Genomic DNA, 13,785 nt, shown 5'->3' with positions numbered 1-13,785 from the left:
TTTAGGTGGATGGACGGGCTACAGCAGTCAGCGTCCTCCAGGAATTGCAACGATACTGCGTGGACTACAGCAGTTTGACTCCTTTTTTACTGGATGGAGTTTCAATCGAGATGTGTATACACGGTAGGCCCCCAATTCTGGGGGGGCAAGAGTCTTAAGCCCCCAGAATTGGGGGTTTGGGGGCAACTCCGAGGATGTCCTAATCTAAACTTCTACTGCTATACAACTTGCTAGACTCCGCACTGACATCCTGACATCTATCACAAAGTTTCTGACTCCTGCAACAGCCAACGTAGAGCAAACCATCAGACTGCTTTTAAGAAAACTGTCTAATCAAAGTCAGCATATTTCGCCGCACATAAGTCTCAACTTCTCGTTGAGTGAAACTGTAACCATATTCCTTTCCGAGCTTTACCGTTAAATGAACAAATCCTTGGAAGTTACCAGCAGTTCTCAATTGTTCAACCAATGTTCGATCCTGCAACACTTGCTGGTGAAATTGCGCGACCTGGCTAGACACAACACGCTCTCCTTTTGAGATGTAGAGATCACAAACTTATACCGAAATCAAAGAACCGTAGAAGAGTAACCCTTCTCTCTTCTAGCAGGTCGGTGTAGATGATTGTGCTTCAGAACGGCTTGAAGCATCTTAATACGAAGCTTAATTAGTATCCTACTGCGTTATCTAGTGCAAAATTGCATCCTGTTGAACTTTCTTATCGATCGCCTAATTTTTTATCAATTCATCCCACAGACAACGCGAAATCCGATGCCACTTCCGGTCATATTTGGCTGATTCCAGTGTCGTTGTGCCGATCGACAAAGTTCGGGCAAGCAATACCACGCGCCTCCCCGCAAAACTCGATAAGTCACTTCGTCGTCTGCTTCCCAAACACTGCCATCGGTGGGCGCACCTTGATAGGTTTCGTGCCACGCATCCGCGCACCATTCCCAAACATTGCCGTGCATGTCGGATAGTCCAAACGAATTGGCGATCGACATCATTGATGTAGTGGTTTGCCGATAGTGTCCAGTTGAGCCAAATCGATACACATAGTTCGCGTCGTAGTTGGCTAAATCTGCCGCGATCGACTCTCCGAAATGGAAGGGCGTAATGGTTCCTGCACGGCAAGCATATTCCCATTCGGCTTCGCTGGGGAGGCGGTAGGACTGTCCGGTGGTTTGAGATAAACGAGCACAAAACTCGATCGCATCGAACCAGGAAATTTGCTCGACTGGAAGCTCATCGCCTTCAAAATCTGAAGGATAGAGATTGAGCGTGCGCTTGATTTTGGGTAAACCTGCGATCGCTTTCCATTGAGCTTGAGTGATCAGAAATCGACTCATCGCAAACGAGGCAACATTTACCCAATGTTGTGGACTTTCATGTAAATCTCGTCCGATCTCTGTAGCTGGAGATCCCATTTCAAAGCGCCCACTTGGAATCGCCACCATTTCTAGAAAGAGGTCTTTGTCTAAGTGTTCTTCGTAGTACAGAGCTTGCTGAGGTTGAATTTCGCGCCCAGTTGGATGAATGACAACGGTTTCAAAATGGAAAGATTTGAGCGATCGTTCTGAAGGCGCGAATGTTAGCTTTTGAACAATCATCGGCTTTTGAACAATCATTGGTTCTGGAATCAGTTCTGGAATCGGCTGTTGAATCGGTTCTTTCTGAACTTCGGGAATGACTCGGCTCAAGGCTTGATTAAGTTGAGTTTGGAGAGATGCGATCGTTGTTTCATGCTGTTTCAAGGTTGCCTCGAACTCGGTTTTTTGCTGAATGAGTTGGGCTTGGAACGTTTTTTCTCGATCGCGGATTGCCTCGAATTGAAGCTGCATCTGCCGAGCTTGGTCTTGACAGGCTTTTGCCTTACTCCAAAGCTGTTTTGCCCATTCGAGCCGAATGGCTTCCTTCTGAGCCACTTCAGGAATCATACCTGTGACAAATGACAGCGGCTGAATATCCCAACCACAGAGCGAACAGCGTTCGGTTTTGTGAGCAGTGTAGCGAGTTTGGCAGACAGAACAGCGAGGCATAATCTATCTCCTGAGTGTGAACCTAAGCCAGTCCCAATGCAGGATTGAGCGGCTCAGCGGATTTCCAAGACTGGGTTGCCTTGAGGAATGGATCTTCACCTGGATCGAATAGAGGACGAATACTATTGACTTCAGCCAGAATCATCGAACCATTACTAATGATCACACCCAAAATTGGATCGAGTGCGAGAACAATGCCCGCTAGAACGACGCTGATGTTCGGAACTGCGACGAGCATCGTATTTTGATAGATAATATCCATTGCGCGTTGTGCGATCGCAATACTATGAGCTAAATCTCGCAAATCATCATCGAGTAGCACAATATCCGCCGTTTCCCGCGCCATATCACTGCTACTCGCGATCGAGATCGAAACATCCGCGTGAGCTAATGCCGCAATATCGTTAATTCCTTCTCCGATAAAGGCAACCACTTTTCCTTGTTCCTGTAGTTGCTGAATCGCTTTTACCTTGCCTTTCGGAGCCACTTCAGCAAAGACGTTATCGGGATTGATTCCAATGGTACGAGCGACATCTTGAGCTACACGCGGATTATCTCCCGTCATGATGTACGATTCAATTCCACGATCGCGCAACTGTTGAATCACTCCCGGCATTTCTGTACGGATTGGATCAGTGTAAGAAATTGCACCTAATAACTTTCCATTGCGGGCAACATAGACTAATGAGCATCGACTGATCTGTAATTCGGGATAACGTCTATCAATCACTTCAGCATCAATGCCTTCTTTTTCCATCAGTTGATGACTGCCAACAATCACCGAATCTCCATCAATCTGAGCGACAATTCCTAAGCCGATCCGATACTCCCAAGCTTCACAGGGGCGAGGCTGAATCCCTTTTGCAGCAGCGTAATCGAGAATTGCTTTTGCAACTGGATGAGTATTTTCTTTTTCCACAGATGCCGCTAGAGTTAATACGTCTTTGATCGAAGTTCGAGTGTTCACAGTGCGAACCATATTCACTGCTGCATTGCCTTGAGTGATAGTTCCAGTTTTATCAAATGCGATCGCGTCCACTTTCGACAACATTTCTAAGGCTCGTCCACTCCGAATGTAAATGCCGTGGCGTGAAGCATAGGTGAGCGCAGAAAGTACTGTCGTCGGAACAGATAATCGAATCCCGTGGCTGAAGTCCAGATGCAACGGAGCCAAAGCGCGGGAAACATCGCGAGTCAGGGCAAAAATTACTCCACCTAAGAGAAGACTAGGTGCGATCGCTAAATTCGCCAAATTCGCCGCATAGTCTTCAATTCGAGTGTCATGGACTGGAGCCGATTGCATCAATTGAACCGTTAGCCCGACTCGTGTTTGCTGTCCCATTCGCTTGGTCAACACACAGATTTTGCCATCTAATAATCGCGTCGAAGCATGAACCACTTGCCCTTCGGAGCGAGAGACTAAAGTTGATTCCCCAGTCAGTTCATGTTCATCGATCAAGCCCGTTCCCCGCAGCACTCGACCGCTTACCGGAATTCGTTCACCTGCACAAACTACAACTCGATCGCCTAAATTCACTTCATCAAGCGGAACCAGTTCTTCTTGTCCACTGCGCTCCACTCGAACCATGCGATTAATTCCTCCAACCATTTGGATCGCATGATGTTCATTGGCACGAGCCGTAGTATCTCGTAACGCCTCTCCAGACTCCATCAAGCTCACCATTAGAGCAGGCGCAACAAAGTCTCCTTTAGCGGTGTACAGGGTGAGCCAAAGCACATCTAGAACATCCGCATCTAAGCGTCGTTCCTTCAGCGTCGTCTCTATTGTTCTAAGCACAAAGGGCATTGCCGCGATCGACACTAATCCACCCACGATTAGCGGAGACAAGGGCAATGCTAACTGTTGAGCTACTAGCGCGAGTCCTAAACTGGTTACAGGTAAGCTCAACCGTTCAAACCAATTGATCTCAGGGCGCAGTTCTGTCTTTGATAACAATCCGCCAAACGGAGTCGCTTCGGGAGGTAAATCTTCGAGCAGAGCACGTTGAACGGCTGTACTCAAATTCTCCTGAATCGTTGCTAAAGTGGCGGACTGCTGTTCGTAATAGACAATCACTGAATCCGCGATCGCATTAATCCGAACGCTGACCACAAAACTAATCGATTCAACAAACCAGTTCAATTTATTGGCATATAGCGGATCTTGGCTCAATCGAGGAACTCGGAGGCGGACTCGTCCTGGAATGGCATGAACCATCTGATAATCGAGAGATTGAAGTTGCGGCGAAACATTAGCTCGATCAATGGCTTTGGGTGGCATATTACGATTTTGAGATAAAAACTTTTCGATCGTGGCGATGAATTGTATCGTGTCAAACAATATTACTCAGCACAACATCCCCAAAGATAGATTGCTGACCTAAGCACTGATCCACTACGCTCGAATCATGCTTTGTCAACATTGAGTCAACAACATCGAGTCAACATTGAATGGATGCAATGACACTGCATCCTGCTTCATCCTTAAGATTATGTGATCACCAGCGGATTTCTCCAAGTCGTTTTTTAAACTTTGCAAAGGTTAATCATACAACTGGGTGAATCGAGACCATCAAATCTGAGCTACCATAGAGAAGCGTTTCGTAATCGATGTGATTTTCAAGCGGTTCTCAATCGACGCATCAAACTACCCAGCTATGCCTCTAATTGACATTGATAAAGTGAGTGTGGGTTCAAACCGACGACCTTTGAAGGATCACAAGGTTGCGGACTTGATGCGATCGATTGAAGCAAACGGACTTTTGAACCCAATTACGCTCGATCAGAACTATCTTTTGATTGCAGGATTACATCGACTGACAGCGTGTAAGTTACTGGGATTTGCCCAAATCGAATGTAAAGTCGTGAACTGCGATCGCGATCAGGCTCGACTAGCAGAAATCGACGAGAATTTAATTCGGAACGAACTCGAAGCGTTAGAGCGATCGGAGTTGTGGTTAGAACGTGACCAAATCCTAGAGCGCTTGGGACTGAGAGCGCGTCCTGGTGATAACCAGTTCACTCGTAAAAAAGGTGGTGAAATCAATTCGCCCCCTCTCAAAACGACCGTCGAATTAGCAGAAGAAATTGGCTATACCGAACGCACGTTTCAGCAAGGCAAACAGATTGCGCGGGATATTGCGCCTGAAGTGAAAGCTGCGATTCGGGGTAGTACTGTCTCGAAAAGTCCTCAAATTTTGCTCAAAATTGCTCGTGCGGGCAGTGAAGAGCGCAAATTGGCAGAACAATCGCTCAAAGCCGCAGAATCGAATCCAACTGAAGCCGAACACTACCAAAAAATTGCCGCTGATGCCAGAACGAAACAGGCTGAACTTCAATTGTTAGCGCTCCAATCAGTAGAGGCTGAACGAGCCGCGAAAACTGCTAAGAAGTCAGCCCGTAAAGTCATAGATGCCAAAACTTCGACGCTTGAAGTTCAACCAGGCGATACTTGGATGCTGAAACGGCACTTAATTTACTGTGGGAAAACGGATTGTGAGCACTATCGAGATTGTTTGCCCTCGAATGCTGCTTTAGCGATCGTCCCTCCTCACACGGCATGGAATCACGATTATTTAATCGACGAAGCGAAAGTTGTCGCCGTTCTACGATCGCAAGGTGATATTCTCAACTTTTGTCGCGCTCAACAAATGCCGTTCCGGTGTGAATTGCTGATCAGCGGAATGTATCTGGCATTGTTCGCGCATCAATCGATCGTGATTCCAGACCAAGCTTTGTCGATCGAAGGAATTGAAGGGATTGTGACTTACCTAATCAGTCTCTACAGTAAACCCGGTCATTTTGTGCTGAATCCAGGACTGGGGAACGGTGAAGTGCTAATGGCGTGTGAGCGAATGGAGCGCATCTGTTTCGCAGGCGATGATTGCTTAGACTGCGTAAATCGGAGCATCGATCGCTGGCAAAAATGGTCAGGGAAGCAGGCAGAAAAAACTGACTTATTTGCCTAAAATATTGCAGCCAATTCACACTCCTTAGCAAAACTCAATCTTGCGATTTATAAAACTTTCTGCTCTGAGTTCATGACTTTGCGGTAAGCTATGGAGCAATTAGAAAGCTTTCCCAACTGAATCTTCTGCTTTCAAGTAAAGCACTTTACGAACCAAGTTCTCTTTGATTGAGAGTCAAACTCTCCTTGCATCAAGGGCAGTCTTGCAGTTGGAAAAGTACGAACTTCGCTCCGAATCGACCTTAGCTACATTTGAACTGTCTCGATCGCGAATCTGCAAGTTTTTCACTGTGACCATTGCTTCACCCAGGAGATCATCTCCTGTCATTTTGCGTTTTCTAAAATCTGCTGTGTCTGGCAGCATACTTCTCGAATGAATTATGAAAATTCAGCCAAATTTACCTCACCGATCGCGCTTTTCTCGATCGCTTCAAGACTTTGGATCTCTTGTCTTCCATACCCTAATTAATCTCGATTCTCGTCAACGGATTGGTCTTGCTGTCATGTTCGGGATGACCATTTTTGTAATCCTTCCCGATGCAATGCACCTTTATAGTCGCGTCCTAGCCGCTTGGATTGCAGGCGTTTTTTGCTTCCTGAACATTGTGTTTTGGATGATGATCAGTTCGGATGCAGAAAAAACATTCGATCGCGCTCAACGTCAAGAAGCAGAACATTGGGCAATCTTTCTCTTAGTCGTTTGTACAGCACTGATTAGCATTGGCGCGATCGCATTAATGCTCGTCGATAACAAAGACTTGCCTGCGTCTGCATTGACTGTTCAGATTGCGTTATCGATCGTATCGATTCTTTCGTCCTGGTTTTTAACGCACACCATGTTTGCTCTGCACTATACTTCTTGCTACTACCACATTGATCATTCTGATCCAAAGCTACAGTACAAAGGCGGAATCGAACTTCCGGGCGGAGAACAACCGGACTTCCTCGATTTTCTCTATTTCTCTTTTACGATCGGGATGACTTCGCAGACTTCAGATATCTCGATTAATACCGCTTCGATGCGCCGATTGTCTTTGGGACATGGACTCGTTTCATTCTTCTTCTACAGCGTGATTATTGCGCTGAGTGTTGGTGTTGTTGGTGGATTGCTGTAAATCATCGGGGCAACTCCAATGAATGTTCTGCAATATCTTTCGTTTCGATTGCGTGTCAGTTTGGCTTTGTGTGGAGGATTGATTGTCTTTTTCCTCTTGCCTTCGCACCTTCACACCTCAACTCGGCTCTTAGCAACTTGGGCAGCGGCAGTGAGTTGTTTTCTATTTCCAGTGGTTCTCATTCTTCTAGGAACCACTCCAGAAACCACCGCTTACCGCGCTCATCGATTTAATCTGCGTCGAACTGCGATGTTTACGATCGTTGCAACTGCGATCACAATGATTTTCATCGCATTTCGATTGTTAAAAACGACCAAAGAAGCTTCGACAGAAGTGCTAGCTCTCCATCTTGGTGTCTCGATGCTGGCAATTCTCCTGTCCTGGTTTCTGCTTCATACTTTGTTTGCTCAACAATATGCGGCACTTTACTATCGTCCCGATGCCCCTGGCGGAATTGAATTTCAGGGGCAAGACCCCCCAACCGATTGGGATTTTCTCTATTTCGCATTTGTCCTTGGGGCAACCGCTCAAACCTCTGATACCTTCATTACGTCGCGGATCGTGCGGCGATTAGTATTGGCGCAGTGTTTGATCGCATTTTGGTACTTCGTTGGCATTGTTGGTACGACTGTGAATCTCGTATCTGAACTTCTATAGGAAGTTTAGCCCCGATCGATTCACTATTTGTTCATCCGTTTTGGAATGATTTGCCATGACTCACCTTTTTTCTTCCTTTGTTCTGTGCTTTTCCTCGAATGTTGATAACTTTGCAGTTGCGGTCGCCTATGGAGTGAAAAGACTGCGAATTGGCTGGTTAAGTAACTGTCTAATCGCGCTCGTGTCTGCGTTGGGAACCTTGCTTTCACTCTCAGTTGGAGCCGCGATCGAGCGTTACTTACCTGATCCAGTGGCTAATCTAATCGGCAGTGCAGTGCTGATTGTGATTGGAATTTGGGGCATTTGGGACACGTTTGAGCGCGAGAAAAAACGCAATCGCAGCAAACTTCGACACATTCGCCGATCGATGGTTGCAGCAGGAGTCGATTCGGCGTTTGTTCCCCAAATGGATACCAAAGCTGAATCGATCGATCCGTTGTCCTACGCCAGCTATTTGGAGCATCCTGAAATCGCAGATGTCGATCGCTCTGGCGAAATTGATGTCAAAGAAGCGATCGCGCTTTCGTTCGGACTGACGATCAATAATTTGGGTACAGGAGTGGGTGCAGGCATTTCTGGCTTCAATATTGCGTTCACCACAGTCTTAACATTCATGTGCAGCATCCTTGCTGTGATGGTTGGATATCTACTAGGCGAACAATCTACAACAAAAATGACAGGTATCTCTGCGGGAGTGCTGTCTGGTGTGATGATCATTGTGCTCGGCGTGTACGAGTACTTTATCGATTAATTGTTCTGCAAGAGCTACGGTGAAGGCGACTATTTCAGCAAGATAAACTTTCGATCGATAAGTGCGATCGAAGGTTTCGCCCGTTTTCCAATTTCTATCCATCTTGCTGTGAACTACCGCAACAAGAAGGCATATTGTAATGAGGCAACAAATCAATCACATTATTAAAGCTGCTGAAATAGTCCTGAAGTGCCCTAGCTGCATCTCCAGTGAACTCCAACCATTCAAAATGATAAAGACTCTGCGTAGGGGACTCTTGGGGGCGTAGAGCCGCAGTCGGAATCGCAACCAGCAAACAGACGCGAAGTTCCTCACTGCGCTCTAATCGAATGGCAGCAATATAGGACGTGTTAATCACCACATCCTCTAGCTTAATAAATGCCATAAATTAGCGGTCTCCCTGTAAAGTTGATAGAGCAAAATTCCGGCTCGAAAGCCAGAACAATTTAGGCTGAAATTACAGTGATTCAATCCTGTCCAAGCCATTCTGCGAGTTGCAAACATTCCGTCTGCAATTCACGATTCAACCTCAAACGTTAGCGATTAAGTCTGACGTTTTCTCCCCATTATGATGATTATTTTTACCTGTAAAATCTTGCAGGTATCCAAATTATAACCACCGTCCCAAAGTTACAGAACTCCCCACTGTTCACTTCTACCTAACGATGTCTTAACTAGAACTGATAGTGGCACTATTAGTGCAGAAATTAATACAAGCCTAAAAGTTCAATAATATGCTTAATTTCGTTTAATAAATGTTAGTAGAAAGTCATACTCTTGTTTTTCCATTATCAGAACATTTTAAGAACATTAACAAACACCTGACAGGGCACTATTTCTTGGTAGGATGAACATCAGAAAAACGACCTCTTCGGTACGAATAGAATCGATGACTTAGCTTCAAGAGGTTGCACGTTTTAGTTAACTTGTCATCGTTATCGCGTTATCACTCAAGCGAGTGAACCTAGTCTTTCGTTGAAATTGTAATGAACCTGAATCGAACCCTAATTTGGGTTCATCGTTTCGGCTTTGATGCTGTCACGACCTTAAGCGACTAACGCGATCGTACCCATCTATTTCTTATCTATGATTGGAGGATTCTATCCATGTTTGAACTCGAAGCCTTGTTGTTAGGTCTGGAGCCAGTGACCGCGTTAACCATCGGTGTTGGTGCATTGTTAGTGGCTCCTGTAGTGGGCGCAATCGATTCGATGACGGGAGGTAATGTTTCTGACGGTGCACGTAACGCAGCGAAGACTGGATTGGTTTGGGCATTTGAAGCGTTTGACAAGGTGCAGCACACAGTAGCAGAGACGAGTGAGTCGGTTCAAGACTTGATCGCAGAAGCTAAGTCAGAAATGGGTGAGTCGAAGAATGGATCTTCAGAACCATCTCCACGTGAAGTGACGATCGGATAGTTCAATCTAATCAGTTCACTCTAATCATTGGGTAGCTTCTGTTTTGCTCTAAGCTCCCTTTGATTCCTGTAATTCACACCTCAACACCTTCACAGACTTCATCTTCTATCCCTGCAACTCTGCACCGATTCAGGGATAGAGATGGTCTTTATTCTCACACTGTTCTCGATCGCGCTGCAATTCAGAACAGTTGATATCAGACCATCCTTTGGGAATTGATTGCTAAGGTAGCATTCATTCAATTGATTTCGCTGCGTCAATGGGGTTCAGTCCCCTAAATCTCCCATTCTGGGGGACTTTGAACATTAGAAATTGAATGAGTGCTGAGACAGTCCCTCTACCATTACACCTAAGAGGTTTTTATGATTCACGATCGTCAAATCATCAATGTCCGTAACATTGCATTGTTTCTCGTCGCAGGTCCTCTAACCCTATTGCTCGGTTTTGCAGCTTTAAATATGTCTTGGGCGAAGCACAGCAGTCAGCCAACTAAGGCAAACGTAGCAACTGAACTGACACCAAAAGTACAGCCTGCTAGTACACGAGACCAATAGACCTGAATCGAAAATGTCTACCCTGTACACACCAGTCGTTCATCGCTTCGTTTTGGTCGGCGAAAGGTCTCAGCAACAACCGCTCAACCAACTTGTGTATACAGGGTAGGAATCGAATTCAGGGCTATACAGACAAAAGGTGTCCATTACTTTTTTTCTTGAGTCTGCATGGACTTCGTTTGTTCTGCCTTTGGTGGACAAATGTGTAGTGCTGTGAATTCGATTCGCCACGGCATTCATGCAGGAAGTCGATTCGTAGAAATGGCAAAGTCTGAACAGCACATTAGCAGTTCTAAAAATTGGTTGTGAGGAGAAGGGAGCAGAAGGGTAGGAATCTTCTACGATTCCCTTAGAATTGCACAGACGATGAGCGATCGTGCTGTTCACCATTCAAAAGCTGAGGCATAATTCTATGTTCTCAGCTTTTGAATGTTTAGAGATCGATGATCAAGTACGGAGCTTCAAACCGACCCGATTGGATTGATAGTTCCCGAAGTTCAGGCGGCAGTAAAATGTTGCGTCGTTGATCTCCTGCTTCGACCGTTAGTTCTGAACCAAACTGGGTGAGCTTGACTTGCTTTTTAGTAAACCCTGGAAGAAAGACGCGAATCTGACGCTGTGCAAGATCGATCGATACTGGCTCAGGAACAGTCGGAATATCATTAAAGTTCGGCAATGCTGCGAGTAACGGTTCCCAACTCTGATTCTGCAAAGTGGGAATTGGATAGATTTCTAAAGGTTCAAAGGCTTGTTTTAGAGCTTCAGCATGATGAATCGGCTGGCACACGAGAACGCCACTCGCTCTGAGATTCACTTGTTGAGCGCTTCCCCACAGCCAGCAAGCTTCCGCGATCGCGCCTGGTTCATCGATCGTGACTAAATACGCTGTAAATCGCTTCGGATCATTGACTACAGCAACGCCTTCATCAATCCAACCGCGTACTCGATTCATTTCTTGATCAACTTTGCGCGTATCGAGATTTGCAGTGACTAGCGCCGCCGCGAGTGGACCTCCGATCGATTCCGCGATCTTGGCAATATCTACGCTCTGAAACAATTTCCGAAACCGCCGAAAATACCAATCTAAAACATCAGGTACACCCAGCAATCTCAACGTTTCAAGGTCGCCCCGACCATCATAAATAATCACGTCATACTCACCGTTCAGATAGTACTGACACAGCGCATTAAACGCGAGAACACTATCAAATCCCGGCAGGATGATGATCTCACCCGGATAGATTTCCTGTGGGATTGAAACGGGAAGGTAAGGCGAAATAAACTGCTTCAGTGCGTCCCAGGATTGCTCAAGTAGCACTGTGGTTTGAAGTTGGACTGCTTCTAGATTCGGCTCAATAATCTGAGCTTGCGAAGTCAGCGGCATTCCTAACAATAACTCTGCACTTGGACTTGGATTGTGAGTCACGAGTAACACTCGGCTTCCTTGTTGAGCGAACCACTTTGCAGTAGCGATCGCAAAAGTGGTGTGTCCTGTTCCCGCCTTGCCCAAGAATGTAATAATTCTGCTCATGAAGCTTTCTCCCTTTCTTCGAGGGAGTGATAAGGCACAAAAAATCGATAGAACCCCGATCGCATCATCAAATCGGAGTTCTAACTATCAGCATTGCAGAAAAACTCTACGGCTCCAAAGAGCTAAAGCAGGCAGCCGATAGCATCAAAAAAGGAATTCCAGGAATGAGCGGCAGTACAACGCCAACTACACCGATCACAGCAAAAACGACTCCCCCAACAATTCGTGCAGCGTTCCGAACTTGTTTAAACATCTGATTTCACCACAGAAGGGCATCTACAATTAGACTATCACGAATCCCAAATCAGCAATTGAATCATTTAGTCTATTGTTTGATTCAATTGCTTTGGGCTTCTCTATCGTTTACCAAGTAATTCTGCAAACAATCGAGTCACATCTGCGATCGCTGTTGTTAACCATTCGGCAATCAAGGCTTCTGCCGTCTCTGCAATCCATCCGACAAAAACCTCTGTGGCGAATTGTGCGATCGCGGCAACGATCACTTCTGCGACAAATTCAGCAATCCAGACAATGATACTGGTCATAAGTTCACCTGCTTGACTGAAAGCAATGATAAATCAATTTAAGGATGGAAATAAAATGCGGCTCCGATCTCTGCGATCGTTGTCATTGTTCCAACCCCTGAATCTATTAGATAACTAATACTGTTCAATGGAGCCGTGCTTACTGCGTCGAACTGTAAGGAGATTTATCGAAAACAAATTACCCGCTGTCTTCGGCTTCGCTCAGTCAGCTAGAGATCGCGCCCTGAGCGAAGCCGAAGGGCAGTCTTTCAAGCGGTAAGCTCTTTCGTAGAAATCTCTTAAGTAGGATTCTGATTGTGTTTCCTGCTTAGTGCGTGAGCGATTGATAGATTCTGGTAGATGTTGAACTAACAATCAGCGTATCCAGCCCATGTTCTAGCTTCAAGCCTAAGCAGTTAAAATGTAGCTATTCATGCTCAGATCAAAACGCCTTTGGAATCAGTAGGATATCAAATCATACATTCGATCGCGGGACGAATTCGGCTTCGAGTTCCTTGGCTCGAAACAGATTCACAGTCGGCAAGTACCTATAAACAGTTAGTTGAAGCGATAGATAGTGTAAAAACGGTGCGAATCAATGCGCTGGCGCAATCGATCGTAGTGGAATACAACCCCAAGCATGTTCCTCTTGCCAAAATGGAGGACTTGCTGATTGCTGTGATGCAACAGGTAAAATTGACCCCTCCTGCTGCTGCACCAACAGTCGAACAAGAGCCTGAACCAGAGAATCGCTCTGATAGTTCAGAAATTCCAGTTAGAGAGATTCCAATCACAGAAACCCCACCGATCGAAGAACCAATCGAGCCGATTTTAGAAGTTCCATCCGTCGAAGTTCCTGCAAAATCGTCATCTACTTCAAAGCGATCGAACATTCCTGAAATTCCCTCTCCTTGGGATGACGAGCCTTCATTAGAACCAAACTTAGAAAAAACCATGACTCATACAATTGTAGAATCTTCCACAGCCGAACTCGTTTGTTCAACTTCCACTCTCGCGAAGCGGTTGAAAGTGACTTCTCAAGCAATTACCCGTCGCAGAATGAAATCAAACTTCGGACAATGGACACAAGCACAAGATCCAGAGGGCATTGCTTGGAATTATCACGAAGACGATCGCTTATTTCGTCCAGTCAATTCAGAGTCAGCAGAACTCTAGAAATGGCTCGATCGAGTTAGTTCATTTCTCATTACAATCAAGATTTACTATTCAC

15 protein-coding genes are annotated in these 13,785 nt (G+C 45.8%); 8 read left to right on the top strand and 7 right to left on the bottom strand.

Annotated elements, in window-relative coordinates:
* Nucleotides 1-316 precede the first annotated feature (316 nt).
* The 3 genes from ACQ4M5_RS34000 to ACQ4M5_RS33990 form a co-directional block, all read right to left on the bottom strand.
* The gene (locus ACQ4M5_RS34000; RefSeq protein WP_430680245.1) at nucleotides 317-520 is read right to left on the bottom strand and encodes a Nif11-like leader peptide family natural product precursor; all 204 of its coding nucleotides are present in this window, start codon (nucleotides 518-520) and stop codon (nucleotides 317-319) included.
* Nucleotides 521-738: 218 nt separating this feature from the next.
* Complete coding sequence (locus ACQ4M5_RS33995) at nucleotides 739-2,037, bottom strand: SUMF1/EgtB/PvdO family nonheme iron enzyme (protein WP_430680244.1); 1,299 nt, start codon at nucleotides 2,035-2,037, stop codon at nucleotides 739-741.
* Nucleotides 2,038-2,059: 22 nt separating this feature from the next.
* Nucleotides 2,060-4,378 (bottom strand): heavy metal translocating P-type ATPase, encoded by a 2,319-nt coding sequence (locus ACQ4M5_RS33990; RefSeq protein WP_430680243.1) that lies wholly within the window; start codon nucleotides 4,376-4,378, stop codon nucleotides 2,060-2,062.
* Nucleotides 4,379-4,694: 316 nt separating this feature from the next.
* On the opposite strand from ACQ4M5_RS33990, the gene ACQ4M5_RS33985 reads away from it, so the two are divergent.
* The 4 genes from ACQ4M5_RS33985 to ytaF all read left to right on the top strand — a co-directional run bounded on the left by ACQ4M5_RS33985 (nucleotide 4,695) and on the right by ytaF (nucleotide 8,527).
* A complete protein-coding gene (locus tag ACQ4M5_RS33985; RefSeq protein WP_430680242.1) occupies nucleotides 4,695-6,005 on the top strand; it encodes a ParB N-terminal domain-containing protein in 1,311 nt (436 codons plus the stop codon).
* A 379-nt stretch (nucleotides 6,006-6,384) separates the two neighbouring features.
* Nucleotides 6,385-7,119, top strand: coding sequence for a DUF1345 domain-containing protein (locus ACQ4M5_RS33980; protein WP_430680241.1), 735 nt, complete (start codon nucleotides 6,385-6,387; stop codon nucleotides 7,117-7,119).
* Nucleotides 7,120-7,137: 18 nt separating this feature from the next.
* Complete coding sequence (locus tag ACQ4M5_RS33975; RefSeq protein ID WP_430680240.1) at nucleotides 7,138-7,776, top strand: DUF1345 domain-containing protein; 639 nt, start codon at nucleotides 7,138-7,140, stop codon at nucleotides 7,774-7,776.
* Between the two features lie 55 nt (nucleotides 7,777-7,831).
* On the top strand, nucleotides 7,832-8,527 hold the full coding sequence (ytaF, locus tag ACQ4M5_RS33970; protein ID WP_430680239.1) for a sporulation membrane protein YtaF: 696 nt from the start codon (nucleotides 7,832-7,834) through the stop codon (nucleotides 8,525-8,527).
* A 94-nt stretch (nucleotides 8,528-8,621) separates the two neighbouring features.
* On the opposite strand, the gene ACQ4M5_RS33965 is transcribed toward ytaF, so the two are convergent.
* Nucleotides 8,622-8,912, bottom strand: a complete 291-nt coding sequence (locus ACQ4M5_RS33965; protein WP_430680238.1) for a hypothetical protein — start codon at nucleotides 8,910-8,912, stop codon at nucleotides 8,622-8,624.
* Between the two features lie 721 nt (nucleotides 8,913-9,633).
* Between ACQ4M5_RS33965 and ACQ4M5_RS33960 the strand changes: the two genes are divergently transcribed.
* The 3 genes from ACQ4M5_RS33960 to ACQ4M5_RS33950 all read left to right on the top strand — a co-directional run bounded on the left by ACQ4M5_RS33960 (nucleotide 9,634) and on the right by ACQ4M5_RS33950 (nucleotide 10,808).
* Nucleotides 9,634-9,945 carry a hypothetical protein gene (locus ACQ4M5_RS33960; RefSeq protein WP_430680237.1) on the top strand — a complete coding sequence of 104 codons (312 nt, stop codon included), beginning with the start codon at nucleotides 9,634-9,636 and terminating at the stop codon, nucleotides 9,943-9,945.
* A gap of 362 nt (nucleotides 9,946-10,307) precedes the next feature.
* Nucleotides 10,308-10,499, top strand: coding sequence for a hypothetical protein (locus ACQ4M5_RS33955; protein ID WP_430680236.1), 192 nt, complete (start codon nucleotides 10,308-10,310; stop codon nucleotides 10,497-10,499).
* Between the two features lie 168 nt (nucleotides 10,500-10,667).
* The gene (locus ACQ4M5_RS33950) at nucleotides 10,668-10,808 is read left to right on the top strand and encodes a hypothetical protein (RefSeq protein ID WP_430680235.1); all 141 of its coding nucleotides are present in this window, start codon (nucleotides 10,668-10,670) and stop codon (nucleotides 10,806-10,808) included.
* 124 nt (nucleotides 10,809-10,932) lie between these two features.
* Here the strand turns inward: ACQ4M5_RS33950 and ACQ4M5_RS33945 are convergent, their stop codons facing one another.
* The 3 genes from ACQ4M5_RS33945 to ACQ4M5_RS33935 form a co-directional block, all read right to left on the bottom strand.
* Nucleotides 10,933-12,030, bottom strand: coding sequence for a Get3/ArsA fold putative tail anchor-mediating ATPase NosAFP (locus tag ACQ4M5_RS33945; RefSeq protein ID WP_430680234.1), 1,098 nt, complete (start codon nucleotides 12,028-12,030; stop codon nucleotides 10,933-10,935).
* A gap of 106 nt (nucleotides 12,031-12,136) precedes the next feature.
* Nucleotides 12,137-12,283 (bottom strand): DUF454 family protein, encoded by a 147-nt coding sequence (locus ACQ4M5_RS33940; protein ID WP_430680233.1) that lies wholly within the window; start codon nucleotides 12,281-12,283, stop codon nucleotides 12,137-12,139.
* 103 nt (nucleotides 12,284-12,386) lie between these two features.
* Nucleotides 12,387-12,575, bottom strand: coding sequence for a hypothetical protein (locus tag ACQ4M5_RS33935; RefSeq protein WP_430680232.1), 189 nt, complete (start codon nucleotides 12,573-12,575; stop codon nucleotides 12,387-12,389).
* 432 nt (nucleotides 12,576-13,007) lie between these two features.
* Here ACQ4M5_RS33935 and ACQ4M5_RS33930 point away from each other — a divergent pair, with 432 nt between their 5' ends.
* Nucleotides 13,008-13,730 (top strand): HMA2 domain-containing protein, encoded by a 723-nt coding sequence (locus tag ACQ4M5_RS33930; protein WP_430680231.1) that lies wholly within the window; start codon nucleotides 13,008-13,010, stop codon nucleotides 13,728-13,730.
* Nucleotides 13,731-13,785: the final 55 nt, after the last annotated feature.

It is taken from the genome of Leptolyngbya sp. AN10, assembly GCF_050565645.1.
Lineage (GTDB): Bacteria > Cyanobacteriota > Cyanobacteriia > Leptolyngbyales > Leptolyngbyaceae > Leptolyngbya.
The sequence above is the reverse complement of the archived record's forward strand: the minus strand, read 5'-3'. Positions and strand labels throughout refer to the sequence as shown.